Raw genomic sequence first — 25,040 nt, 5'->3', positions numbered from 1 at the left:
AATCGGCGTTGGATCGTCCTGCGGAAGTCGACTGGTTTCAGTACCACCTTAAGCACGAAGACACTACCTCGAAGGCGCGTCGTGGTGAGTTCGTAACGCCGCACGGCGTGGTGCAAACGCCTGCTTTCATGCCGGTGGGGACGCAGGGAACGGTTAAAGGTCTCGAGATCGGCATGGTGCGGCAGACCGGAGCCGAAATGATCTTGGGTAACACGTATCATCTCTCGCTTCGGCCAGGGGATGATGTGGTTGCTGAGTTGGGTGGCTTGCACAAGTTCATGGACTGGCGTGGTCCTATCCTGACCGATAGCGGCGGCTTTCAGATCTTCAGTCTCGCTCAGATGCGCAAGATCACCGAGAAGGAAGCCATCTTTCGGTCGCATATCGACGGACGCAAGATTCATCTTTCGCCAGAGCGAAGCATCGAGATCCAAGAGAACCTGGGAAGCGACATCGCGATGGTGTTGGACCATGTCGTCGAGTTGCCCAACGAGTCGAAAGTCATTCGCGAAGCGATGGACCGCTCGATTCGCTGGGCCAAGCGGTGCCAGGATGCCGCCACCCGCAAGGATCAAGCTCAGTTCGCGATTGTTCAGGGTGGGCTTGATGAAGGGCTACGTGTTGAATGTGCCGAGCGATTGGCCGAACTCAATTTCCCCGGGTATGCCATCGGTGGGCTGAGTGTTGGCGAACCGCCGCCGGAGATGTATCGAATCCTCGATGCGACCTGCCCTGTCCTGCCCACCGACAAGCCGCGGTATTTGATGGGGGTCGGCCGCCCCGAGGATCTGTTGGAAGGGATTCGTCGGGGTGTCGATCTGTTCGACTGCGTGATGCCTACCCGAAACGGACGAAATGCGTTGGCCTTCACCGATCAGGGAACGGTTCGGCTACGCAACTCCAAGTATCAGCGAGATTCGACGCCACTCGATCCCAAGAGCGTACCCCAGGTCGCTGGGCTCAGTCGGGCCTATTTCCGCCACTTGTTCATGGCCAAGGAGATGCTGGGGCCGATACTGCTTTCCTTGCACAACGTGGCCTATTATCAGCGGCTAATGCGTGAGGCTCAGCTGGCAATCGAAGAAAACCGATTCGAGGCCTATTACGAGCAGAAGATGGCTGGCTGGGCATCGGGCGGCTAAGTCCTGGGCATTTCTTCGATTCTTCACGAAGTTCGTGAATCCTCGTCGTTGGTTTCGGCTTCCAATAAGTACGTCGTACTGTTTATCTGCGTGCCGACTTTGAAGGAACTTCTGATGCATCGCTATGCCACGATTGGCCGCCCCCTGTTGGCTGTCATGATTTCTTTGGCCCTGAGTTGGTCTGTGATGGCAGATGACTGGCCTCAGTGGATGGGACCGCAGCGTGATGATGTGTACCGCGAGTCAGGCGTGATCCGTTCCATCCCTGAAGGTGGATTGAAGGTGAAATGGCGCGTGCCGATCTCAGGTGGGTATGCCGGCCCAGCGGTTGCCGGTGGACGCGTTTTTGTGACCGACTACCTCGCGGAATCGAATGAAATCTCGAATGACCCAGGGGCTCGCCAAGAGCGTCAGGGGAAAGAGCGGGTCCTTGCTTTCGATGCCAAAACTGGGGGAAAGTTGTGGGAATACGCCTACGATCGTCCCTATTCCATTAGTTACGCCGTGGGGCCACGATGCACTCCGGCTGTGGATGGCGAACTGCTGTACTGGGTAGGTGCCGAAGGGGACCTGGTCTGCCTGCAAGTTGAAACGGGTGAACTGGCTTGGCGAAAGAGCCTGGTCGATGATTTTGAGGCTGAAATTCCCATCTGGGGGTGTGCTGGGCATCCATTGGTTGACGGCGATCTGCTTTATGTCATGGTGGGTGGCCCAGGGCAAGGAGTTGTTGCCCTGGATAAACGAACCGGCGAGGTACACTGGAAATCGTTGGATGCGAAGATGGGCTACGCTCCACCAGCGATCATTGAAGCGGCCGGCAAGCGGCAGTTGATCATTTATCACCCAGAAGGAGTGGCTTCGCTTGATCCCAAGACAGGGGACAAGTACTGGGAAGTTCCGATCGAGCCAGCGTACGAGATGTCGATCGCTCGTCCGATGGTCGATGGAAACCGCATGTATGCCAGCGGAATTGGCAACCAGTCGGTCATGATCGAGTTGGATGAAAGTCAGCCTGGAGCGAAAGCACTCTGGCACGGCGAGCCGAAAACCTCGGTCTATAGTGGCACTTCAACCCCGGTTTTTGTGGATGGCGTGTTGTACGGAAGCGACTGCAACGTCGGTAGCCTGATGGCGGTGGACGCTGCGAACGGGGATCGTCTGTGGACAACCTTCGAGGCAACCAAGCCGGATGAAACTCGGTTCATTAGGCATGGCACGGCCTTCGTGACCCGGTTGGGGGAAAGCGATCGCTACCTAATTTTCAGCGAAGTTGGCGATTTGCTGGTCGCCAAAATGACCAAGAGTGGCTTCGAATCGCTGGGAAGCTTTCATGTTTTAGATCCCACGAGCGAAGCATTTGGTCGCCAGGTTGTCTGGACACACCCTGCTTATGCCAACCAGACTGGCTTTTTCCGCAACGACAAAGAGTTGGTCGCGGTCGATCTGGGACAAAAATAGGTTCGACAGGGTGATTTGGGTAATCCCAGTCGCTGGCAATAAGAAGGCAGAGAGCGAAAGGTGGTCTACAGGGCCACCTTTTGGCATTTTTGGGCGGATTGGCCGCTATTGCCGGTATAGAACGAAACTCTTATCATGAGCGGTTTCAATGTGCTGTCACTTTGCTGACGGTACATAAGTAGGTCCATTCTCTCGGTGATTCTGACCTTTTTCAGAAGTAGCGGCGTTCCTTTGGGGGACACGGCAACGACTGGGGCAGCGGAATGCGATCAGGGAGCCAGGCAAGTGGTAGGAAGCGTCGGCGGAAATGTTTGATTTGACGGCAATGCCGGTTCACATCTTAGCGCAAGAAGGCGGTTTCACGAATCCTCTTACCTACCTTCCTATCGTGGCGATTCTGGTGCTGGGTTACTTCATGTTGATCCGACCGGAGCAAAAGAAAGCTTCTGACGCCCAGAAAATGCTGGACGGGATCAAGAAGAATGACCGCGTGGAGACGATCGGAGGGATCATCGCCACCGTGGTCAGTGTGAAGAAAGACCAGCAAGAGGTTGTGCTTCGCCTGGACGACAAGTCGGGCACAGAGATGCGGGTTCGTATGCGAGCGATCGCCACTGTTCTCTCGAGAGAGGGAAAAACGAGCGATAACGCCGAATCCCAACCGGCTAAGTCTTGAATGGACGATTCAAGGACGAATTTCCCTTTCCATATTCCACTATACGACTTGCCTGGGATCGCAGAAGCTCCCACGGCTTGGAGACACGCAATGCAGAAGAGTTGCACGATTTTTGCTGTCATGCTCGTGCTGACGCTGACCGTCACGTTGTTGACTGGCGTCGATTTCGGGCTGGACGCCGGCGGAAGTTCGTGGCTGGGCTCAACCGCGATGGCACAAGACGCGCCATCGGCAGAAGTACCGGTCCCGACCGTCAATGCAGTACCAGCTGAAACGCCGAGTTCTGGAAATTCACAGACATTCAACGTGCTGGGGATTATTCTCCTCACGATCGTGGTGCCGTACATCTTAGGCTTTTGGCTGGCAAATGCGATTCGCATGCCAGAACTGAGTCGCAAGCTAGGCATCATCTTTGCCAGCTTGGTGTGCAGTGTCACGGTGTGCTTTCTGCTGTGGCCGCCGAAGTTCGGCATCGACCTGCAGGGTGGTGTTATCCTGGTTTACGAAGTCGACGAGCAGGCCAGCTTGGATTTGCTCGCTTCGGATGCCAGCTCGGATGGTGCAACCTTCGATCTGACCCCGGAAAAACAGCTCGAACAAGGTACCGCTCAGCTGATTACGCAGCTGCAAAAGCGTATCAATCCATCCGGTGTTTCCGAAGTGGTGATTCGCCCTTACGGTGAAAACCAGGTGGAAGTGATTGTTCCGCAAGCCGAGTCGGCCGACCTCGATTCGATCAAGCGGCTTATCACCAAAGCGGGTGTGCTCGACTTCATGATCGTGGCAAACAAGCAAGACCACGATTACCTGATCACCCGTGCGGAAGATGAAAGCCAGCTCGGCGTGACGTTTGTCACCGACCGAGAAGGCAATCGCATTGGTCGCTGGGTTCGTGTCGATGACGACGCCCAAGGGGCCGTTGGCGAACCCAATTTTGCTGATCCAAGCTTGACTCCGTACCTTAACAGCCAACGTCACCTCGTGCGTGGCGGTGGACCAGGCGTGCCGTTTGAAGTGCTGATGCGTGTCGAACGCCCTGAAGCTCGCTTGGGTGGTAAGCACCTTTCTTCGTCGGCGGTGACTCGCGACGAGTATGGCAAGCCAGCGGTGGCCTTCGAGTTTGGCGTCGATGGTGCCAACCGTATGGGGCGGCTATCGCAAGAGAACCTGAGCGAACCGAACATCCCGCGTAAGCTGGGTATCGTGATGGATAACTTCCTGATTTCGGCTCCGCGAATCAATGCGATGATTACCGATCGCGGTATCATCACCGGCGATTTTAGCCAACAAGAAGTGACCGACCTGGTTCAGGTTCTGCGTAGTGGTAAGCTGCCGGTCGTGCTTCGCAAAGAGCCGATCAGCGAACAGAAGATCAGTGCCACTCTGGGTGACGACACGATCCGCAAGGGTAAGGTCGCCATCACGGTCTCGCTGATTGCCGTGTTGGTGTTCATGGCGATCTACTATCAGGTTGCTGGTTTGGTGGCTTGCTTCGCCCTGATCTTTAACCTGGTGTTGATCATGGCCATCATGATCGCCATCAAGGCCGACCTGACGCTGCCTGGTATCGCCGGTTTGGTGTTAACCGTGGGTATGTCGGTCGACGCGAACGTGCTGATCTACGAGCGTATCCGTGAAGAAATAAATGGCGGGGCGTCTCTGCGAGTTGCCCTTTCCAATGGTTTCGGCAAAGCCATGTCGACCATTGTGGACGCCAATATTACAACGCTCATTACCGCTGCCGTGTTGTATCGCATCGGTACCGATCAGGTGCGTGGTTTTGCCGTGACGTTGTTTGTCGGTATTTTGATGAGCATGTTCACCGCGATCTATGTTTCGCGGGGCATCTTCGACATCCTGGAAAAGAAGCGTATTATCTCGACGCTCAAGTTCATGCCGTCGGCTTCCAGCATTGGCTACGACTTTATCGCCAAGCAGAAGGTTGCCGGAATGGTCTCGCTAGTGGTTATTCTGGTCGGCATGATTGGTGTGGGTGTTCGTGGTAAGGATATCTTCGACATCGACTTCAACGGTGGTTCTTCGGTTCAGGTCTTCCTGGAAGAACCAATGCCAATCTCTGAAGTTCGCAGCAAGTTGACCGGCGTTCTGCCCGATCTCTCGGTCAGTGCCGTCACCATGGAAGGCTACGAAGATCGCATCTACAAGGTCGATACTTCGATGTCGGAATATGGTCAGCTGGGCAAGGTCGTCATCAGCGATCGCACCGGAGCTTCGGCCGAGGTCGACCTGGCTGGCGTGGAAACTCTGAGTGGAATCATCGATCGTCTGGCCGCTGCTGAAGTGGGCGTGGCTGTCCTGCAAAACTCGGATGGCGACGGGATTGAATTCCAAGACGAGACCGGTGCTGATTCCGGTTCGATGTCGGTCAAGAATGTCGACGACAATACCCAGACCGCCGATCATTTGCGTATGAACTTCAGCACGGATGCACTGCGATACAACACCGGTGCGATTCCGGCTGGTGTGGAAGTTGTGCAGGATCGGATCTCGCAGGTATTCACCGGCCCTAATGGCGAAAGCCTGCTGGTGATGCATAACATGGACTTCGTCCCACCAACGGCCACATCGAGCACCCCAAGTGCGCCGCCAGCCAAGGTGGAAGCTCCCGAAACCTCGCCAACGACTACCGAGCCAGCCGAATTGGCTCCAGAGCCGGAAGCGACCGAGAAGAAAGAAGAAGCCCCCGCGGAACCTGCGGAAGAAAAGCCTGCCGCTCCCGAAGGAGATATGCAGTCGTTCATTGCTCCTGTTTCTTCGCGTCTGATCGCATTGTTGCCATGGCACGTCTCGCTAGATGTTTTGCTGCAAGACGATGGCGAAGCTCCGGCTACCGATAAGCCAGCCGAAGAAGCTCCTGCTGACGACAAACCAGCGGAGGAGAAGCCTGCGGATGCTCCTGCGGCAGAAGAAAAGCCAATGGAAGAAGCTCCGAAGGAAGATAAGCCAGCGGAAGAGCCGGCTGCTCCGATGACGGAGACGCCAGTTGCTGAAGCACCCATGACGGAAACGCCGATGGTCGATGTCCCTGCTGGCGGTCCGCTTGGTTCTCTGGTTGGTGGTGGAGAAGTTCCTCGTTTCAACACGCAGACCGAACTGTCGTTCGACGAGGGGATCAGTGCCGAGACGGTGCGTACCCTGGTCAACGATGCGGCTGATAGCTTGCGGGTTGCTCGTCCGGAAGTTGCTCTCTTGGACAGCGAAGGCAAGACACTGCCAGTTGATAGCCGCGTGAGCCAAACGACCTGGACGGTCAAGCTTTCGACCACGCCTGATGAATCGGCCAAGATTCTGGAGCAGGTCAGCAAGAAGCTCGATTCGACCCCAGTCTGGCCTTCGTCCAGCAAGATCGGTAGCAAGGTCGCTGGTGATATGCAGACCATGGCCGTCCTGGCTATCGGTTTCTGTTTGATCGGTATCGTGGGCTATATCTGGTTCCGCTTCCAAAGCGTGGCCTTTGGTGTCGCCGCCGTGGTGGCCTTGGTGCACGACGTGTTGGTCACGTTGGGCTTCATTGCTTTGAGTGTGTGGATGGCTCCAGCGCTCGGGTTTCTGCAGATTACGGAATTCAAGATTAGCCTGCCGGTGGTTGCAGCCTTCTTAACGATCATCGGTTACTCGCTGAACGATACGATCGTGATCTTCGACCGTATTCGCGAAGTCCGCGGCAAGAGCCCTGATCTGACCAGCGAGATGGTGAATCTCAGCATCAACCAGACGCTGGGCCGCACGTTGCTTACTTCGCTCACAACGTTGATCGTAGTGCTCATCCTTTACTTCATCGGTGGTGAAGGGATTCATAGCTTCTCGTTCTCGTTGGTTGTTGGTGTCATCGCTGGTACCTACAGCACGATCTTCATCGCGTGCCCGGTCCTGATCTGGTTGATGAACCGCGACAAGAAGAGCAACAAGAAAGCCGAAGCTTAAAGGGTAAAGCCCTTGGCTTCGCTAATCGGTAAACTTTACGAAGTCGGCATCAAGTGATGCCGACTTCTTTTTTTGCGCGCAAACCCAACCCGCAGGCTCGAACTGGCCCGCGCCAGCATCGCGTATGGGATTCTATAAGCAGTGTTCCTCTTGGTTGTGCCTGGTGCCACTGCTGGCAATGCCTTGAGAGGGCGTCCATCGTTGGCTTTACCGTCAACGGAGACGTGCTCTCGTGTGGGTTTCCATGAATGTGGGCAAGCGGCTTTCGTCGACCTTCCGGCGAACTTCAGATCGGGTCCTGAAGCAAACCGCATGCTTCATTCATCCTGTGAGGCGGGCTTGGCAGTGGCACCATCAACCAATTGGAATTTTCAACACGTTTTTCGTTGCCGGAAAAGTCTTCCAAGGCAAAGTTTGCCTGATGTGTGCGTCTCTTATCTTCGCACCTGGGTGAGGCGAAAATCGTGCTCGATGACAGCAGAAAGTGAAGAGTGCGACGCTAGCATGCGTCGATGAAACGAAGCATCAGGATGGTCTTCGAAGAGTAATGCAATGGATGGCGTACACGTGACTCCCCAAGACGACGGTACGCAACATGAACGGCGATTCCAAATTTCTTACCTTGGCCGCACTCGGAGTGATTGGCCTTGGTTCCGCTATGCCCTATTGGTCGGCATGGTCGGCTCCGGATCAGGCTCCGCCTGAAGTTACCTCCGCCCAACCGGCGGCAACACAGCCAGCGGCTGAACCTCAGTTCACCGCGCAGCAGTACTGGGATCAACAGGTATCCCGCCCCGATATCGTGACGCTGACGCCTCACGGTGGGCAAAGTATGGGCCTGGATAACCCTGCCCAAATTCCTTCCCTTTCGATGGACATGCAGCAGGCAGCTCCGGTTGCAGCTCAGCCGATCCTGGCGAACGTGCCCATCAATCAAGTCGGCAGTGTCTCGTTGGCTTCTCGCGTAGAAGACATGAATGCTCCGAGAACGGCCTCGCACGCGGTGATTCCGATCGAGATTCCGGGCACAGCAAAACCGCTGCCGCCTACGATGACCTCGCCGGTAATTACGACGCGTCAGGTCATGAAGCCAGAACTGCCGGAGACACAAGTCCAGCAGCAGTTCACTCCCCTTCCCCGCATCGCACCACCCAACCACGGCGCGAGTAATAGCGGATCGACAATAACGCGGGAGCACCGCGTAAGAGATGGTGATAGCCTGGAGTCAATCGCCGAGAAGTACCTCGGCGACCCGCTCCTGGCGGATGCGATCTTCCGGGCCAATCGGTCGCAGCTCGAAACTCCTGAGCTGCTGCCCATTGGGGTGACGCTGACGATTCCCAGTTCATCTGCGGAAGAGGTAGCCCCGGAGGTTGATGGACGGCTTAGGCCCATGACCCGTCTGCGTCCTGTTTCCACCGCCGCCGATCCGCGCGGTGGAGACCAGCCTTGGACAACATTGTCGCCGCCCGGAGCGTAATTCGTTCCCGGCGGCTTCGGTTTGCCAATTCGGCTTGTGTCTACTGAAGTGGCGTCGTGCGATCGGTCCATGGATCGTTGGCTTGAAGTTCTGCCAGGTGGACCTTGGTGAAGAAGAGGATATCTTTCAGGCAATTCGCACGAGGGTCGGCCAGTAGGTCCGTTCCTTCTGCCGCACTGGGCTTGCCCGCAAAAAAGACGGTGCGGTCTTTGGGGTCGCTCATCCCTTTCTGGCGAATTTTGTCAATCGTGCTGAAAACGCGTTTAGCGTCGCTGAAGCTGGTGCGATCTCCTTCTCCGGCGATGATCATGAGCGACAGTTCGTTCTTAAGCACCGGCGTTTGCAGTGCGCGATTCGCATTGAAGCCCTTAAACGTCTTGGGCGGCGAAATGAGGATGAGCCCCTTAACGTCTTGCCCCTGCTTAATCGAAGGCAGGATAGGCCAGCTCCAGTCTTGAGCGGCAAAATTCAACGCGGCGATCGCGCTGAAGTCGCAGCCGATAATGGTGAGCATCTCGATGTTCAGGTTGCCCTTGTTGTTCTCTTGCATGAGATAGCTTTTCACGGCTTCCAAGTCTTGAGCAACAAACGCATCGAAGTCATTCGCCCGGATTCGATCCAAGTCGATTTCAGTGATCTGCCCCCCAGGGCCTTGGATCGACTTGCTGGCACCGTGGCCGCGAAGGTCGACCGTGATCACTGCCAAGCCTTCCTTCTGCATGGCTAAGGCCAGCCCGGTTAGATCCTTTTGGCTTCGTTCCCAGCCTGGCAGCATGATGACGGGGATCGCCTTCTTGCCGAGATTGCTACCGAAGTAAGTTCCGTGAATGATCACGCCATCCTTGGTGGTCACGCTAACGGCTTCCGGAGGCGGAATTTCTTTCCGTGCCCCAGTCTTCGGTGCAGGCTGAGCCTGAGCGATTGGAAGGTCGAAGGTCGACAAGGCGCACAGGGCCACGATCAGCGAGAAAATTTGCAAACGCATCTTGGCTGGATGGGTTGAAGGGTCGGGTTCGGAAAAGGACGTCTATGCGACGCAACGTAAGTCCGTATTTGACTTTACTAAATGTTAGACGCAGTTTGCCACCCGGTCAAATTTTCGGGCAAGTTGCTTGCCCGGGCTTAGTTGGCCACAAACGTCTCATCCAGCATCAAGTCTTCGCGAACGTTGTACTTGTAGAAATTGCGGGCAATTCGGTGCGAGAGCAGGCGGAGGAACGAATTGCGGAACTCTCGTTCACTTTGCGTGCTAGAGCCTAGCCCATTGACGGGGAATTCGAGCTGGCTGGGCGTGTCCTGGAAGACGAGCTTGCCGTCATGATTGATATCGTAGACAGAGACGACATATTCGGCCGAACCCTTGTAAACGCCTGGATTGGGCTGAATCTCGAAGCGTGCCAGATCGATGGCGACTACCATGTCCGCTTTCAGGGCCTTGCCAGCCTCGCGGTAGTCCATGTTGTCCCAACCGCTGCGATCTTTCCAGTCATCGATCTTTTGCTGCGGAATGATCTTCACCTCTTCGCCGTTTGCCAGGATCAAGGCTTCGACTTTCTGGGCAAGATCGCGTGACGTTGAATTCTCGGCATAGAACGAAGGGCCAGCCACACAGAGAACGGCGACCTTCTGTTCGGACAGGCCTTTGAACCTGGCCGGTGCGAAGTCCCCTTTTTGAAGTAGCACCGCCAGAAGGCCAACGCAGCCGCTATTACCAATAAGCAGCACGCAGATCAGGCCCAGTGGCAAAATGCCGGAGAACATTTGGGGCGAAAGTCGATACCGTCCTTGGCTCATGACTTGGTCCATCTGTGGTGATCTATCGAGTGACTTACTTCTTGCAAGTCAGGTATTTGTCAAAAGTTGATTCTTACCAGCCAATCACCTAGCGTGACGAGAACCACCAGAATGGTGATGGTAATCAGTACCGCATCACTAGGAGCCGCAACGGTGAGCCTGCCTAGTACGGCCGAGCTCAACATCCACGGGGCCAGGAAGAGAGCAATCACGCCTAACACGCAACCAGCGGTATTCGCTTTGAGCGAGCCCCAAACGTTCCCCTTCATCAGGTGCGACCAGCTAGTGGTCATCCCGCACGAAGGGCATCGGGTTCCGGTCAACTGCACGAGCGTACAAGGGGGGAGCCCTAACTGCTGATGGGTTCCCATCCCTCTGACACTAGGAGTCAACCATGCGGCGGTTGCCAGTAGTATGGCTAAAATGCTTCCGCCCATTCCCATGAGGATTCGCTGATACCAACGAAGTGGTGAAATGGTGGCCAATTCAGCCATGACACAATTGCTCTTCCATCGGGCGCGAACGATACCGAAAACCAGCAAACCGAACAAGTCAAGATTCGCATTCCCGATGCTATCAGTCCCGTGGACCACTAAACAAGCGGCCGCTCGCATACCGATCGATCAATTCGCGGCAGATAACCCCAAGATGAAATGAGGATTCGGCCGCTAGGATGAAGGGGTTATTGAGAATTGTAGCAAGCTATGTGGTCAAACTTTGATCAATGCCGAGTGATAGAGCCTTGCTTTGTGTTTATATGCTTATTTGCGCAGCAATTAGGTTGACAGCTTTGTTATGCTGCTTATTATGAGTAAATATCCCGAGAAATTAACTCGACGCCAAAGGGGTGGTTTTTGCTTGATTAGATAAGCAACTTGGGGCAATTTCTGTCTGATTTTATTCTCCCCATGTCTGAGCAAATCAAAGCCTTGAGACTTTTTCTTGATAGCGAAAGAGTTATTTCGATCTCCCTGAATCAATCTATTTCCTCTTCCCGTTGGAGCAAGCATCGGATGGTATCACGTTTCGTTTCACGTCGTGGTTTTACGTTAGTAGAACTTCTGGTGGTTATTGCCATCATTGGCGTTCTGATTGCGTTGCTTTTGCCCGCCGTTCAGCAGGCTCGTGAAGCTGCCCGACGAATGCAGTGCAGCAATAACCTGAAGCAGCTTGGCCTAGGTCTGCACAACTACCACGACACGCATTTGGGCTTTCCGATTGGTGCGGTAAAGCATACCCACTTTACCAACGGTTGGGATCCAACGATCTGGTCTGCTTTTTTGCTTCCTTACATTGAGCAGGGAGCGGTTTACGACCAGTTGAAGATTGAATGGGCGGCGAATAACTGGGAATATGACAGGTCTGCCAATGGCGTTGGAGCGACCATCCTGGATGCTTACGTCTGTCCATCCGACCCGGGGCCGGCGAAGCAGCAGGAATACAACACTGATATGGCGAAGTCGAACTACAAAGGCTGCGTCGGTAGTGTTTTGCCGGCTGACAACGACTACAACAAGACTTCGTTCAACGGCATGTTTGGAACCAACTTTTCGCGTCGTATGCGTGACGTGACCGATGGGACATCCAACACGGTTTGTGTCGGGGAAACCGATTCGGCAAAGAACCTAACGAAGAGATTCGCAACGTGCTGGGTAGGAACCGACTACGTAGGTTATCCTGACCGAGCTTTCTCCCCCGCCGACGATGCCTATCCCATCAACAAGAGCGGTGGTACGCGTCCTGATCGCGCCTATGCATCGTTTCACCCTGGCGGCGCGCTGTTTCTGCTGGTCGACGGAAGCGTTCGATTTCTACCAGAAACGATTGACGGAGCCACCTACGAAGCGTTTGGCACGATTTCGGGCGGCGAAGTCATTCAGGCTCCCTAGGGCGGCAATGCGGTTCTATTGACACTTGTTTTTCGCTTGGAAAGAAACATGCGAACACAGATTGTAGGTACGGGCTTAGTCGCTGCGATGTTGATCTCGGCATGGGGATGTGGAGCATCAGGAACGCCTGGTGTTCATCCCGTTCAGGGAGCGGTCACGAAAGACGGGGCCGCTGTGGAAGGTGTCATTCTTGAGTTCTACCCAGCGCACGGTCGTTCATCGACAGCAACGACCGATGCCCAGGGGCGATATACGGCAAAATTCTCCCGTGAAGAAGATGGTGCCATGTTGGGAACTCACGAAGTGAAATTCTTCGTTCCCAGAGTCGATCCGAAAACGGTGAACACAAGTGGTATGACAGCCGAAGACGCAGAAACCACGCGTGCTCGTGCCGCCGAGCCGCAGCAACTTAAATACTCTGAAGAAATTGAAGTCACTGCGAGCGATAACCAAATCGACTTTGATCTGACGGGGAAGAAGTAGCCCTGCGGAGGAAGCTACTTTTGGCTCTGAAGATAGGCAAACAGGTCGCGGATTTGCGTCGCGTTCAAGTCTTCCAGAAGGCGGTCCGGCATCAGCGATTTATCAATCGCCAGTGGACCGGCCTCGATTTCCTCGCGTGAAATCACGAGTGCCGGATTGTCAGCGTTTTGGAGGGTGATCGTCTTGTCGTCCTGGTTTTTCAGGAAGCCTGACAACACGCGACCATCGACTGTCAGGACGCGGTAGTTGGTGTACTCTTCCCGAATCGCGGCACTTGGGTCGACGATCGAAAGCAGCATGAAGTCGAGATTGGTTCGCTCGTAGCCGGTCAGATCTGGTCCGATCTCCGCGCCTTCGCCGTGCAGTTTGTGGCACGTGCCGCACCGTTTGGTGAACAGCAGCTTACCCTCTGAGGAGGTCCCCTGCCCTGTCTTCAATAGCGTTGCCGTCTGTTCAAGTTGCAGTGCCAGTTGGGCTGGCGTGGCCCTGGTGGCTCCCCACAGTTTGGCGATCCGATCATTCAGTTTCTCGTCGCCGTGCAGTTTCAGGTTTTCCAACAGGTCAACCGATACGGCCTGTCGCGATACTTGCTTGGCTTCGATCGCATCGAGCAGTTGGTGGGCAGCCGCTGGACGGGAGGTGACGTTGTCGATGATGGCCGACTGAATCGAATCAGGCTCATTGGGGTATCGCGTGAGCAACTGCTGGGCAATGTTCGAGTCGTCGAATGAGCCTAACGAGCTGATCGCAGAAATGCGTATGGCGGGAGGCGCGGAGGAAGTCGCGAGCTTGAGAAGTGCACTGCGTGCCTCTTGCGAACCGACCTGTCCCAGGAGTTGAATGAACTTAATGCGTTCGTTCTGGGGTTTCTTCTCGTTGACGATCGTGGCAATCGCCGCCTGTTCGGCCTTGCCTTGCCCTGCACGAACCAGCAGCGCTAATTGGGCCGTTGAGCTTCCGGAGGCAGAGGCCACAATCGCTTCTCGCAGTTCCTCTGGCAACTGATCGATCTTTCTTCCCGAGAACGCTTCGTCGACCGCTTCCAGCAGCTTCGTGCGAATTGCTGAGTCATCGACGCTTTGAATGAGCTGAGCAAGTCGCAACAGGCTTCCGGTATCTGCCACAGCGGCCAGACGCTGAGCAAGACGCGGCAAAACGATCTGACTGCCGATTTGGGTTGAGGACAACGCATGGGCAAGGTCGGTAACCGCCAGTGACGAGTCATCGGCATGGGCTTCGATCGCCCACCATGTTAGAAGTGGAATGTGCGGGTCGTTCGCCAACTCGTCACGTGAAGCAAGGCGTTGAGCGATTTCCAGGCCAACCGGTCCAGGAATTCGTTTGGCCGTCGAAGCCAGTTGACTACATACTTCGGAATGTGCTTCACTCAATGCGAGGGAAAACAGCGTATCGGACAGAGACTGCGCTTGATCCTCGGAGAGAAGACGTATGCCCCAACTGCGAACATGGGGATCGCGATGGGCCAGTGCGAGCTTGGCAGCTTCGATGTCGAATTGCCCCAGGCCATCAATCGCCCAGAGGGTTTCAAGAGCCAGTTGGCCCTCTGCCGCCGGAAGTTGTTCTTTCAGTTGATTTGCTGCATTGGGATCTCCTGATTCACGCAGAACTCGCTGCACCAGTTGTCGCGTTAGCTTGTTTCCACTGGCGAGTCTTTCGACTAGCTGTGGGGTCGATAGGTCACGCAGATTGACCGGTGGTTGAGGTGCGTACTGGTTGGGTTGGATTCGCCAGATTCTTCCCCGTGCCCGATCCCACGTATCACGCGGGTCGACATGCGTCAGGCGTGTATCGCACCAATCGACCACGTAAATGCAGCCATCGGGGCCGACTTTGATATCGACCGGGCGAAACCAAATGTCATCCGTCTCGATAACATGAAACTGATCCTCGGTTTGCCAAGTGGAGCCATCCGGCAACATCTTAGAGACCGCGACATAGTTATGAAGCGGAACCAGCGCGACGAGGTGATCGTGGTAACGCTCTGGCAGCGTGTCACTTTCGTACTTCACAAGCGTATGGCTGAACCGCTCTGCCGCTGCATGTTTCATGGCTGGGAAAAAGCCGTAGGCATGCGGATTGGTCAGTGCCCCATGCTTGCCCCAGCTCTTCTGATAGTAGCCTCCTTGCACGTAATGGAAACCGCGTGTGTTGCCTCCATTGTGGCCTGAGTAGAGTCGCCCTTGGGCGTCAAACTCGATGGCGAACGTGTTGCCGCCCCCTTCCGCGAAGATCTCGAACTGGTGTGTTTCGGGATGATAACGCCAAATCCCCTGTCCTTTAAAATGGACAGGCGTTTGCGAGGGATTCTTCAACACATTCACGGTTGCCCAGCACGTGCTGCCTTGGGCTCCGTACAGCCAGCCATCGGGGCCCCAGGTCAGGCTGTTGGCAACCGCGTGGGTGTCTTCCAGGCCAAAGCCAGAAAGGTGAACTTCGGGATCTCCGTCGGGAACGTCGTCCTGGTTGGCATCTGGATAGAACAACAAGTACGGAGGATTCATCACCCAAACGCCCCCGCGGCCAGGCAACGCGCTGGTGGCGATGTTCAGCCCATCGACAAATGTCTTGTGCTTGTCGAATGTGCCGTCGCCATCGGTGTCTTCGTGAATGGTAATTTTGTCAGCACCACGATCGTGATGGGGTGGTGCCGGTGGAACCTTGTCGAAAACGGCACGCAGGTGTTCGTCGTACTTCACGATCTTCAGCCCTGCCGGAAAAGGATACTGCAGATACTGCACGACCCACATGCGTCCCTTCTCGTCGAAGTTGATACACACCGGTTGGCGTACTTCAGGTTCGGTAAGAGCCGCTTTGATCGTCACGTCGTCCGGCGTGACAAATGCCTCTTCTGCCTGTTTGGGGGTAAGGGCCGGCACCGAGAAGTCGGCCGTTTGCCCGCGTCCCTCGAAGTTGCGAATATGCTCGCGAACGGCTTCGTTGTTTGCCGCATCGAGCGACTTGGCTTTCGTGTTGTCCTCTTGGGCGAATGCCAAAGTGGCGACGTTAACAACGAGGGTAAGCGTGGCTGCGACGATCGATCGACTTCGGTACATCATGGCGATCACTGGTAGGAATGAGATAGGCAGGCCGGAACGATTTCAGTTCTAGCCTGCCTCCGCCGTGAAGTCCAGTTCTATATTGATAATTCGAGATATCAGTTGCTTTGTGATTCAAATTCAACCCCGGCGACATTTTCGTCGGGGATCCAAACGGTTTCCCCGTTTCCCGTCTCGATAACGAGATAACGCGTGGTAATTCTCGCTGGTTTACCATTGAGTTCGACGTTGGGAACGTCCGCCACCAGCGTCACGGTTTTCGTGATGCCGCGGTGCAGGTCCGTGTCGCGCCCGCCGAAAAAGAGGTAGTGCCCCAGCGGGATACCAAAGATAAACACGGCAATCATGACAAGCGGAAATAAGAGAGCTATGAGGACGTCGAAGATTTCGACAAAGCCGCCGCGTTTTGGCCGCTGGTGGCACTTCGCACAGATACCTCCGTATTGTGCGGAAGTGGATGGAAGGATCATCGCTCCGCACTTCTTGCAAGGCGATTTGTCAGATGGGGGCATAAGGCACCTCCTCGAGATGAGTGGCCTTGCCCCTGCTGTCGTTAATTCTACGTGTTCGTCGGGAAACAGGCTCGATTTTGGTTGAAATGGTTGGGGCGTCGTGGGCTATAATCGACGCCTGACTCATCATTCAAGGAGCTTTTATGAAGACTCTATTTTCCCTTCTGATCGTATTGACCCCTGTACTCGTTCTCGCAGCCGAACCGGACCAGGCCGCGTTCGACAAGATCAACGCGAAAGTCCAAGTGCGTGATGGAGCCGTCTATTCGTTGTCGGCCAACTGCGATGGCTACACCGACCAGGAGTATCAGCTTATCGGTCAATTGAAGACGCTGAAGTCTCTATCGCTCAGTGGGAAAGAGTTGAACGACGAGCAGTTGAAGATGCTTTCGGGGTTAAAGAATCTTGAATCGTTCATGATCAACGGCAGTGTGTTGACCGACGATGGTTACCAGCACTTTACCGCATTTCCCAAGCTGACGAAGCTTTCGATCTTTCACCCGTCCCGCAAGCTGGAAGGTTTCAATGGGTCAGGTTTGGCCCATCTGAAAGCCATGCCACAGCTCCGGTCGCTCACGTTCGCCGGCGCAACCGCAGGCAACGAAGCGCTGGAAGCGGTAGGGCAACTGACCCAACTGGAAAGTTTTCGCGAGTGGCATAACACCGAAACGAGCGACGGCTTGAAGCACCTGGCGAAGCTGACGAATTTGAAGTCGGTACGTTTGGGGCAACGGCTGCCAAACTGGGGTAAGGAGACGCCAGCCAGCTTCAATAACGATTCGATTGCGGTCCTGGCCAAGATTCCTTCGCTGGAGTCGATCGAACTGACCGAAGCTCGACTGAATTACGACGCCGTTGCGCAGCTCAAGGATCTGCCTAATCTGAAGATGCTGATCATCAGCCAGGTTGATATCTCGGAAGCCGATGTCGAAAAGCTCAAGGCAGCCATGCCCAGCGTTGAGATCAAGTGGGAACCGCTGACCGACGAGCAAACCGAGATGCTGACTAAGAAGCTGCGACTGTAAAGAAACGATCGGCCTACGGTCGTTGAAGCTTCAGCTCTTTGACCTGGTTTTCACGGACTTGCAGACGTTCTATAGCGGTCGCCTTGCCGGTTTGCGGATCGACATCGACGATGGCCCCGTTCAGGCGTACATCGTCTTTAGCAACGTCAAACAGCGTGGGGCGGAAGGTGATCGTCGTTTCCAGAACACGATCGATACGCCGACCGATGATGCTCTCGTGTGGCCCGGTCATGCCGACGTCGCACATGAACGCCGTCCCTCGAGGGAAGATCTGCTCGTCGGCGGTGGCAACGTGCGTATGCGTGCCAAGACAGTAGCTGACACGTCCGTCGAGGTGACGACCCATCAACTGCTTGTCGCTGGTCGCTTCGGCATGGAAATCGACGCAGCGGATTTTGATATCGGAAGGAATCTGCGATAGAACACGATCAATCGCAGTCCAAGGGCAATCGACAGGACGCATGAAGACCCGCCCCATCACGCTGATCACGGCCACACGCAGACCTTCCTTCGACTGAACGATGGCAAAGTCTTTGCCGGGTGCCGAGGCCGGGTAGTTCGCCGGCTTCACGATATTGGGCTGCGACTCAAGGGTTTTGTTAAGTTCCTTGCGCCGGTAGATGTGATCCCCCATGGTGATGCAATCGACGCGGGCATCGATCAGTTCGCGATGGGCGGCCGGTGTTAATCCCGAACCGCCACACGCGTTTTCTGCATTGGCCACGACCAGGGAAAGGTTGTACTTTTCACGGAGGCCTGGAACGACGTCGCGAACGATGTCACGACCGACCTTCCCGACGATGTCTCCGATGTGCAGAATCCTCAAGGGGTACAACCTTTCCGTGATGAGTAGTTAGCGAGCGAATTCCGTGAATCGGGACTCGCGGACCATGGTGACCTTGATTTCGCCGGGATACGTCAGCTGTTCTTCGAACGCCTTGGCAATGTCGCGACAAATCTTGGCGGCCATCTCGTCGTTCACTTCCTTGGCCGAAGCGATCACGCGAAGCTCGCGACCCGCTTGAATGGCAAAGGCCTGCTCGACGCCATGGAAGCCAGTGGCGATCGACTCGAGTTCCTCCATGCGTTTGATATAACGCTCGAGCGTTTCACGGCGAGCACCTGGTCGCGAGGCGCTACAGGCATCCGCCGTAGCCACCAGCATCGTGTAAGGGTACTCGGTGATGATCTCGTCGTGATGACCAAACGCCGCATGAACGACCTCGGGGGATTCCCCATGACGCTTCAAAAGGTCGGCACCAATCTTGGGATGGCCACCTTCCAGTTCGTGGTCAGCCGCTTTGCCGATATCATGCAGCAAACCTGCGCGTCGGGCAATTTGCGGATCGAGGCCGATCATTTCGGCCAGCAGGCCAGCGATGAAACCGACTTCGATGCTGTGACGCAGCACGTTCTGGCTGTAGCTCGTGCGGAAGTGAAGTCTTCCCAGCATCTCAATCAGTCGTGGGTGCAGTCCCATCACGTTGATTTCGGTAGTGGCTTCTTCCCCTTTTTTCCGAATCGTTGTTTCGATATCGGACTGGGTTTCCTTGACCACTTCTTCGATACGCGAAGGGTGAATGCGGCCGTCGGCGATCAGCTTGTTGAGCGACTGCCGGGCAATTTCCCGGCGGACCGGATCGAAGCCACTGACGATCACCACGCCGGGCGTATCGTCGATGATCACGTCGACGCCCGTTTCTTTTTCAAAGCTGCGAATGTTGCGGCCTTCGCGGCCGATGATTCGCCCTTTCATTTCATCGCTGGGGATGTCGACCGTGCTGGTCGTCGATTCCGCGGTGTGCGCGGCGGCGAACCGCTGCATGGCCGTCAGCAGCATGTCTTGAACGATGGGGCGAACTTCTTCTTCCATTCGTCGCTGGTGCTTCAGCACGATCGCGCCGGTTTCGGACTGAAGTTGCTGGTCGAGAAGCTTGAGCAGTTCGCTCTTGGCCTCTTCGGCATTCAGACCACTCATGCGATGCAGACGTTCCTGCTGATCGCGGATGATGCTTTCGAGGTTGGTCGAGCGTTTGTCGTTCTCTTCAATTTTTTCAGAAAGACGCCGCTGGGTGGTTTCGACCATGTTCTCTTGCTTGCGCAAGTGGGTCGCTTGTTGTTCGATCGATTCTTCCCGGCGGTCGAGCGATTTCTCGCGCTCGCGGATTTCGTCTCGTTGTTTAGAAAGATCGCGTTCGGCTTCCGTTTTCTGGCGTAGAGCTTCTTCTTTAGCTTCGAGTAAAGCTTCTTTTTTGAGGTTCTCAGAATCCTGCTTGGCTTTTTCCAGGATCTGTTGGGCCTCGGTCTCCACGTCCTTTTTTCGGAGCCGATCAATAAACTTGACGAGCAAAGCGGCTCCAATTGCCGCGATTGCCGCTGTCAATGCATAGTAAAACCCGGACACGTTCCACTACTCCTGTAGCTGGATGGAATAGCGTTTAACGTGGCAGCATTTTGCAGACGGAAAGTCGGTGCGTCATCAGTGATGCACCGACACGACGTCGAGAAGGCTATCGAAGTGCCAGACTTGCTGGTTCGTTCCCCCGAACGACAAAACCCCGGGCGCAGTATGCCCCTGGAAGGTCAGTAGTCAGATCGTTTTCCGGAAGAATCTCCGGAGACTGGGCCAGCACGTTTCGAGGAGCCTTGTCGGGCTCGCTGGCAGGCGTCATGAGGAAGAAGATGGGCGTCAATTTCCAGCCAACCAAGCAGTGGCAAATGAACCACTGCGGTTTCTCGTTGAGAATTTGCGTGTCGCTGGGCCGATTTCGCGCGAACGCGAGCAGGGCTCAATATTTCTACCTTCCATGGACAAAGCGCCAGAAGGAGCCGTATCAGAAAAAGAAGGAGTAGTTGCACGCTTATCTGCCCTCCGAAAAGCCAAATGGGGCTAGAGGATTTACCAATCCGGCACATCGACTGAGCTTTCCCTAATCGATCGTCTGGCAAACGTGTTTGCCAAGTCTCGTTAAACGCTTAGGTCAACACAATCGTTGGGCTATGCGCACAATGGTAGTGCGCCTAACCCGTTCACGTTATATTAACAGAGTTCCCCGTCGGAGGGAAGCATTCATTTTTTTCTTGCGGGAGTCCATCTTAATTATCTCGAACCTGGTGGCCTTTCGTTTGCCAAATCCGCAAGTCATGTCGACATTTCCGCAACGATTTCTAGAAAGCTGGCCGCCCGAAGCCTGGCATGGGCGAGTCACCCTCGTCGCCGTATCGGGCGGGGCTGATAGCATGGCTCTACTCCGGGTTATGTCCGACTCGGTCGACCCGACCGGTCGAAGCAAATTGCACGTCGTGCATGTGAACCACGGTCTGCGTGGTTTGGCCTCGGACGATGACCAGCGGTTTGTGGTTGATTCGGCCAAAAGCTTGGGGCTGAGCGTACACACGCTTTCGCTTTCCGCCGAAGCTCTCTCGCCAGAGCGAACCGCCGACGGGCTGGAGGCTGCCGCCAGGGAGGCCCGCTACGACTTCTTTCAGGAAGTAGCCCAGAAGGTCGAGGCCCGTTACCTGGTAACCGCCCATCATCAAGACGATCAAATTGAAACGGTCCTGCACCGTATCTTGCGGGGAACAGGCATCGCCGGCTTAAAAGGCATCGCCCAGGCCCGCCAGTGGCTGCCGGGGGTGGGGTTGGTGCGCCCTCTGCTTCCGTTCACGCGCAACGAGATCATCGATTACCTGAATTCGATTAGCCAGCCGTGGCGCGAGGATGCCACCAACGCCAGCCACGACTTCACCCGAAATAAGATCCGCAACGATCTGTTGCCAAAGCTGCGGGAAGCATTCGGTGATCAGGTGGATCAGTCCATATATCGTCTCTCGCAGCAGGCAACCGAGTGTCAGGCAGTAATCGATGACCTGGTAGACAAGCTAATGGAGGACGTGATCACGATCGCCAATTCGAGTGCCGTACATATCGACCTCAGCAAATTGAAGGGTGCCCGGCCCTACCTGGTGCGAGAGCTATTGGTTCGCGTCTGGCGTGAACAGCAATGGCCGCGGCAAGACATGACGCAGTTGCATTGGCAAAAACTAAGTGAATTGGCCTTCGGGCAAACGGATGCCGTGGCTGATGTGTTGCCGGGAGCTATTCGGGCTGTACGCGAGGCGGATGTGTTGATTCTGAAGCGTTAGACGCGTAGGCCGTTCGCTTATCGTTGGTTCAATTGGTAGATCGCTCGTTGTAGGAATCGGCTCCTCGCGTGGCAGTTTCAGACACGAAAAAAGGCGAGCCTGTGTGAGGCTCGCCTTTTCAGTTTTTCGTTCAACGGAATAGAGGCAGTGTCTTACTCGACAGGTCCCTGGACGCCGCCGGTGTACTGCTCGGTTTCCGACTCTTCGCCATGCAGCACGACCTGCTTGTAACCACCCTGGGTCCAGAAGTAGATCACCAGCAATAAGTAGCACAGCCCCATCGTCGCAGGGATGATGGCCGTCCACTTCAGTGCCATACGACCGCCGTAGATGTTGGCCGCTTCGATCGTTTCGACTTCGTGTTGGCGTTGTTCCGGGCTAGATGGCTTGTTGGCTTCCCACCAGGCGTTGAGGGCCTTGGTTTCTTCGGAAATCTTACCTTCTTTGGTTTCGATCTCTGTGCGACGTGCCAGTTCCGCGCCGTCGTCCTTCAGCACACCAACCTTGGCACCGTCCAATGCGTAAACTTCAGGGAAGAAGAGAAACGCCTTCTGATTTTGCGAGCGGTACTGCTCGAACAGGGCATCGTCGAGTTGCTGCATCTTCTGCGTAGCGAAGAAGTCTTGCTTGTAGCCGATGCCTGGACCACCCAAGAGACCAGCCGAGAGCATCCCGATACCACCCATCACGCCCATCGTGATGGCACCACCACGTGGAAAGCGTTCGCCCACCACGCCCAGCATCGTTGGCCAGAAGAAGGTTTTGCCCAGGCCGTAAACGGTGGCCGCAGCGATAATCGCCCAACCAGTGTTGGCCGACCCCAGCCAATAAAGGCCGCTGCAACCAAAGATGGCACAGACGAACAACAGGCCCAGCGGATTGATCTGGTGCACGATCGGACCGGCGAAGAATCGCAGGACGAACATGATCGCCGAAGTGTAAATGAACAACAGGAACGCCTTGCCGGAGATCACATTTTCCATGATGTTGGTGATCCAGCTGTCAGTACCCAGTTCCACGTAACCCACCATCGCGTGAATCACAAACAGGAACAACAGCAGCGGCGAGAGGAACTGCAGCAGCATTTCCTTGGTGGTGACACCAGCGGCAGCCGCTTCCGATGGTGGGAATGCTTCCTTCAGCACCATGAAGCCATAGACCAGGGTCGGAATCATGTACATCGCCAGCGGCACTTCCCATGGCAAGTGGCTGATCGCGGCGTTGTCGCCACAGAACATGTAGCCGATGATGCCGCCGATGATCAAACCAGCCGGCCAGCCTGCGTGCAAGATGTTGAGATAGTGTGTTTTCTCTTTTGGGAAGAGTGTCGCCACCAGTGGGTTAATTACCGCTTCGCAAACACCATTGGCAAGTGCGAAGATGAACACGCCGATGTACAAGCACCAGTAGGTAGCATCTTTGCCGGCGATCCCAAACACAGGGGTCGCAGCCAGGGTGATGATCACCGACAGAACGTGCAGCACGAACGCCAAGACCAGCAGTTTCTTGTACCCGAGCAGATTGTCGGCCAAAAAGCTGAAGAAGATAATCGTAAAACCGAAGCCAACCAGACCGCCGCCGGTGATCGTTCCGAGTTCCACCTTGGTGAAACCATAGCGAGTGGCCCAGTCGTTCAAAATCCCAGCACGAACACCAAAACCAACCCCTGCGGCAATCAGGGTCATAAAGCTGGCAATGAGAAGTGCCATCCGATGATAGGTCGGGCTGGCAGCGGAAGTATCATTGGACATGGGAAGAAAATCTCCTACACAAAACTGTGCATAATGGGGGGCAGTATTGACGACCGCTCTTGGTGTGGGCAGTACTAGATCGAGTTTGACCAGTTCATGGGGTGGAACTGGATAAGACGAGAAAAACGTGAATTTGTGCCTCGCATATTGCGTGGCAGTCCGAGTATACCGACTCGTTCATGGAAGTAAACTATTGTCCTGGGGTGATTTCGGGCAAGATTTCCCCTAAGGCGCTAATATTGCACAAACGCGTATAGTTTACCTGGTTTGCCAGTGTTCTCCTTTGCCGGATCGTTAAAAGCACGATCCTCCTCACGTTGCCGGTCACCTAAATGTCTAGTAACCAACAAGTTGCGGAGCCTCAAAAACGAGAATTCGGCTGGCTGTTGCTGGCGATCATTGTTTTCGGGGCGGTGATTCGACTGGGGGCGGCCGTTTGGTGGGAGTCGAGAATTCCCGAGGGGGACCGTTTTTTCTTCGGAGATAGTCTCAGCTACGAAGTGTTGGCTCAGCATCTCGCCCGAGGTGAGGACTTTGTCTACGGAGATGCCCAGGTGGCGCGAACGCCTGGCTATCCACTGCTTCTGGCTCCGGCATACTGGCTGACCGATCAGCCCCCTACCCTTGCCCTGCGATTGATCGGGATTGTTTGCGGGACGCTCGCAATCTGGCTGGCGGCGTGGATTGCCCGGATGCTGTTCGATCCTGTGGCTGCGGTGGTGGCGGCTTTGCTCGTCGCCCTTTACCCCGGGGCGATCGCGATGAGCGTTTTCATCTTGAGCGAGGCCCCGTTCGTTCCGTTCATGCTTTTGAATCTTGGGTGGCTCATTCTCGCGTTGCAGGCAGAAGATGGCTCGCGCCGGACGAAGTTCGCAGCTCTTTCCGGATTGGCATTCGGCCTGGCGATTTTGATACGGCCTAGCTGGCTGATGTTTCCCTTGTTTGCGGCACCGATTGGGCTACTGTTTTATGGTCATCGCAAACAGCAGGTGCTCACCTATGCCACCGCCGCGATTGTGGCAGTATTGGTGCTTACCCCATGGTGGGTTCGCAACTACGTGGTGGTCGGCAAATTCGTGCCGACGACGCTTCAGGTTGGAGCGAGTCTGTACGATGGGATCAGTCCCATGGCCACTGGTGCGAGCGATATGAGCTACGTTGCCGGTTTCAAGCACGATTTGGCGGCCGAGGAAGCAGGCATGGATGGCCCCCTGCCTGGGACATTTGAATCGCGTCTCGACGACCGCATGAAGCAGGCTTCGATCGAATGGGCCAAACAAAACCCTGCCAAGGTGTTCCATCTGGCTGGCGTTAAATTGTGGCGTTACTGGACTCCGCTGGGGAACGATCCGGCAGTGATTGGCAAAATGGATGTCTTGACGGCTTTGGGCTATATGCCAATCGTGTTAACCGGTCTGCTTGCTATGGTGCTGTATGCCCGACGGATGTGGGTTTATTTTCTGTTAGCCTTACCTATCTTCTATTATTGCTGCCTGCACATGGTCTTCGTCAGTTCGATTCGGTATCGACAGCCGCCCATGCTAGCCCTGGCGATCCTCAGTGCTGGCTTGATTGCTGGCTGGTGGAGAACTTACCTGCAGCGATCCACCACTGGTGCTCCTGCCGATAACTGAAATTGAGTGCTAGAAAACCCTTGCTAGC

The 25,040-nt window shown here is 55.3% G+C and carries 18 protein-coding genes; 10 read left to right on the top strand and 8 right to left on the bottom strand.

Going from position 1 to position 25,040, the window contains the following annotated elements; genetic code table 11:
* Positions 1 to 8 precede the first annotated feature (8 nt).
* From tgt to C5Y96_RS22165, 5 genes are all read left to right on the top strand, one after another.
* A complete protein-coding gene (gene tgt / locus C5Y96_RS22185; RefSeq protein WP_105358130.1) occupies positions 9 to 1,142 on the top strand; it encodes a tRNA guanosine(34) transglycosylase Tgt in 1,134 nt (377 codons plus the stop codon).
* 114 nt (positions 1,143 to 1,256) lie between these two features.
* On the top strand, positions 1,257 to 2,600 hold the full coding sequence (locus tag C5Y96_RS22180) for a PQQ-binding-like beta-propeller repeat protein (protein ID WP_233199050.1): 1,344 nt from the start codon (positions 1,257 to 1,259) through the stop codon (positions 2,598 to 2,600).
* 307 nt (positions 2,601 to 2,907) lie between these two features.
* Positions 2,908 to 3,276, top strand: coding sequence for a preprotein translocase subunit YajC (gene yajC, locus C5Y96_RS22175; RefSeq protein ID WP_199188759.1), 369 nt, complete (start codon positions 2,908 to 2,910; stop codon positions 3,274 to 3,276).
* Between the two features lie 90 nt (positions 3,277 to 3,366).
* Entirely contained in the window at positions 3,367 to 7,221 is a 3,855-nt protein-coding gene (gene secD, locus C5Y96_RS22170; protein WP_158261367.1) for a protein translocase subunit SecD, read from the top strand.
* Positions 7,222 to 7,816: 595 nt separating this feature from the next.
* The gene (locus C5Y96_RS22165; protein WP_105357964.1) at positions 7,817 to 8,701 is read left to right on the top strand and encodes a LysM peptidoglycan-binding domain-containing protein; all 885 of its coding nucleotides are present in this window, start codon (positions 7,817 to 7,819) and stop codon (positions 8,699 to 8,701) included.
* Positions 8,702 to 8,741: 40 nt separating this feature from the next.
* Here the strand turns inward: C5Y96_RS22165 and C5Y96_RS22160 are convergent, their stop codons facing one another.
* From C5Y96_RS22160 to C5Y96_RS22150, 3 genes are all read right to left on the bottom strand, one after another.
* The gene (locus C5Y96_RS22160) at positions 8,742 to 9,686 is read right to left on the bottom strand and encodes an alpha/beta hydrolase (protein WP_105357961.1); all 945 of its coding nucleotides are present in this window, start codon (positions 9,684 to 9,686) and stop codon (positions 8,742 to 8,744) included.
* A gap of 137 nt (positions 9,687 to 9,823) precedes the next feature.
* Positions 9,824 to 10,495, bottom strand: a complete 672-nt coding sequence (locus C5Y96_RS22155; RefSeq protein ID WP_146115768.1) for a hypothetical protein — start codon at positions 10,493 to 10,495, stop codon at positions 9,824 to 9,826.
* 59 nt (positions 10,496 to 10,554) lie between these two features.
* Positions 10,555 to 10,989: a DUF2752 domain-containing protein gene (locus tag C5Y96_RS22150; protein WP_158261366.1), complete on the bottom strand. Its 435-nt coding sequence runs from the start codon at positions 10,987 to 10,989 to the stop codon at positions 10,555 to 10,557.
* Positions 10,990 to 11,508: 519 nt separating this feature from the next.
* On the opposite strand from C5Y96_RS22150, the gene C5Y96_RS22145 reads away from it, so the two are divergent.
* On the top strand, positions 11,509 to 12,384 hold the full coding sequence (locus tag C5Y96_RS22145; RefSeq protein WP_105357953.1) for a DUF1559 domain-containing protein: 876 nt from the start codon (positions 11,509 to 11,511) through the stop codon (positions 12,382 to 12,384).
* 48 nt (positions 12,385 to 12,432) lie between these two features.
* The gene (locus C5Y96_RS22140; protein ID WP_105357951.1) at positions 12,433 to 12,867 is read left to right on the top strand and encodes a hypothetical protein; all 435 of its coding nucleotides are present in this window, start codon (positions 12,433 to 12,435) and stop codon (positions 12,865 to 12,867) included.
* A gap of 14 nt (positions 12,868 to 12,881) precedes the next feature.
* Here C5Y96_RS22140 and C5Y96_RS22135 read toward each other — a convergent pair whose 3' ends face one another.
* Together C5Y96_RS22135 and C5Y96_RS22130 are read right to left on the bottom strand one after the other, a co-directional pair.
* The gene (locus tag C5Y96_RS22135; protein WP_105357949.1) at positions 12,882 to 15,944 is read right to left on the bottom strand and encodes a PVC-type heme-binding CxxCH protein; all 3,063 of its coding nucleotides are present in this window, start codon (positions 15,942 to 15,944) and stop codon (positions 12,882 to 12,884) included.
* A gap of 98 nt (positions 15,945 to 16,042) precedes the next feature.
* Positions 16,043 to 16,414 (bottom strand): hypothetical protein, encoded by a 372-nt coding sequence (locus C5Y96_RS22130; RefSeq protein WP_146115767.1) that lies wholly within the window; start codon positions 16,412 to 16,414, stop codon positions 16,043 to 16,045.
* Between the two features lie 185 nt (positions 16,415 to 16,599).
* On the opposite strand from C5Y96_RS22130, the gene C5Y96_RS22125 reads away from it, so the two are divergent.
* Entirely contained in the window at positions 16,600 to 17,481 is an 882-nt protein-coding gene (locus C5Y96_RS22125) for a hypothetical protein (protein ID WP_105357944.1), read from the top strand.
* 13 nt (positions 17,482 to 17,494) lie between these two features.
* Here the strand turns inward: C5Y96_RS22125 and C5Y96_RS22120 are convergent, their stop codons facing one another.
* Entirely contained in the window at positions 17,495 to 18,307 is an 813-nt protein-coding gene (locus C5Y96_RS22120) for a TIGR00282 family metallophosphoesterase (RefSeq protein WP_105357942.1), read from the bottom strand.
* Between the two features lie 27 nt (positions 18,308 to 18,334).
* Positions 18,335 to 19,885 carry a ribonuclease Y gene (gene rny, locus C5Y96_RS22115; RefSeq protein ID WP_105357940.1) on the bottom strand — a complete coding sequence of 517 codons (1,551 nt, stop codon included), beginning with the start codon at positions 19,883 to 19,885 and terminating at the stop codon, positions 18,335 to 18,337.
* 596 nt (positions 19,886 to 20,481) lie between these two features.
* On the opposite strand from rny, the gene tilS reads away from it, so the two are divergent.
* A complete protein-coding gene (tilS, locus tag C5Y96_RS22105; RefSeq protein WP_105357935.1) occupies positions 20,482 to 21,627 on the top strand; it encodes a tRNA lysidine(34) synthetase TilS in 1,146 nt (381 codons plus the stop codon).
* 152 nt (positions 21,628 to 21,779) lie between these two features.
* On the opposite strand, the gene C5Y96_RS22100 is transcribed toward tilS, so the two are convergent.
* The gene (locus tag C5Y96_RS22100) at positions 21,780 to 23,378 is read right to left on the bottom strand and encodes an MFS transporter (RefSeq protein WP_105357933.1); all 1,599 of its coding nucleotides are present in this window, start codon (positions 23,376 to 23,378) and stop codon (positions 21,780 to 21,782) included.
* Between the two features lie 332 nt (positions 23,379 to 23,710).
* On the opposite strand from C5Y96_RS22100, the gene C5Y96_RS22095 reads away from it, so the two are divergent.
* Entirely contained in the window at positions 23,711 to 25,012 is a 1,302-nt protein-coding gene (locus tag C5Y96_RS22095; RefSeq protein ID WP_105357930.1) for an ArnT family glycosyltransferase, read from the top strand.
* The last annotated feature ends 28 nt before the right edge of the window (positions 25,013 to 25,040 follow it).

The organism is Blastopirellula marina (assembly GCF_002967715.1).
GTDB classification, from domain to species: Bacteria; Planctomycetota; Planctomycetia; order Pirellulales; family Pirellulaceae; genus Bremerella; species Bremerella marina_B.
The sequence above is the reverse complement of the archived record's forward strand: the minus strand, read 5'-3'. Positions and strand labels throughout refer to the sequence as shown.

Excerpts from the sequence above, each read along its gene's own strand:
- C5Y96_RS22180 (WP_233199050.1), top strand. The coding sequence starts at position 1,257 with ATGCATCGCTATGCCACGATTGGCCGCCCCCTGTTGGCTGTCATGATT.
- yajC (WP_199188759.1), top strand. The coding sequence starts at position 2,908 with ATGTTTGATTTGACGGCAATGCCGGTTCACATCTTAGCGCAAGAAGGC.
- secD (WP_158261367.1), top strand. The coding sequence starts at position 3,367 with ATGCAGAAGAGTTGCACGATTTTTGCTGTCATGCTCGTGCTGACGCTG.
- C5Y96_RS22165 (WP_105357964.1), top strand. The coding sequence starts at position 7,817 with ATGAACGGCGATTCCAAATTTCTTACCTTGGCCGCACTCGGAGTGATT.
- C5Y96_RS22160 (WP_105357961.1), bottom strand. The coding sequence starts at position 9,686 with ATGCGTTTGCAAATTTTCTCGCTGATCGTGGCCCTGTGCGCCTTGTCG.
- C5Y96_RS22155 (WP_146115768.1), bottom strand. The coding sequence starts at position 10,495 with ATGAGCCAAGGACGGTATCGACTTTCGCCCCAAATGTTCTCCGGCATT.
- C5Y96_RS22150 (WP_158261366.1), bottom strand. The coding sequence starts at position 10,989 with ATGGCTGAATTGGCCACCATTTCACCACTTCGTTGGTATCAGCGAATC.
- C5Y96_RS22145 (WP_105357953.1), top strand. The coding sequence starts at position 11,509 with ATGGTATCACGTTTCGTTTCACGTCGTGGTTTTACGTTAGTAGAACTT.
- C5Y96_RS22140 (WP_105357951.1), top strand. The coding sequence starts at position 12,433 with ATGCGAACACAGATTGTAGGTACGGGCTTAGTCGCTGCGATGTTGATC.
- C5Y96_RS22135 (WP_105357949.1), bottom strand. The coding sequence starts at position 15,944 with ATGATGTACCGAAGTCGATCGATCGTCGCAGCCACGCTTACCCTCGTT.
- C5Y96_RS22130 (WP_146115767.1), bottom strand. The coding sequence starts at position 16,414 with ATGATCCTTCCATCCACTTCCGCACAATACGGAGGTATCTGTGCGAAG.
- C5Y96_RS22125 (WP_105357944.1), top strand. The coding sequence starts at position 16,600 with ATGAAGACTCTATTTTCCCTTCTGATCGTATTGACCCCTGTACTCGTT.
- tilS (WP_105357935.1), top strand. The coding sequence starts at position 20,482 with ATGCGCACAATGGTAGTGCGCCTAACCCGTTCACGTTATATTAACAGA.
- C5Y96_RS22100 (WP_105357933.1), bottom strand. The coding sequence starts at position 23,378 with ATGTCCAATGATACTTCCGCTGCCAGCCCGACCTATCATCGGATGGCA.
- C5Y96_RS22095 (WP_105357930.1), top strand. The coding sequence starts at position 23,711 with ATGTCTAGTAACCAACAAGTTGCGGAGCCTCAAAAACGAGAATTCGGC.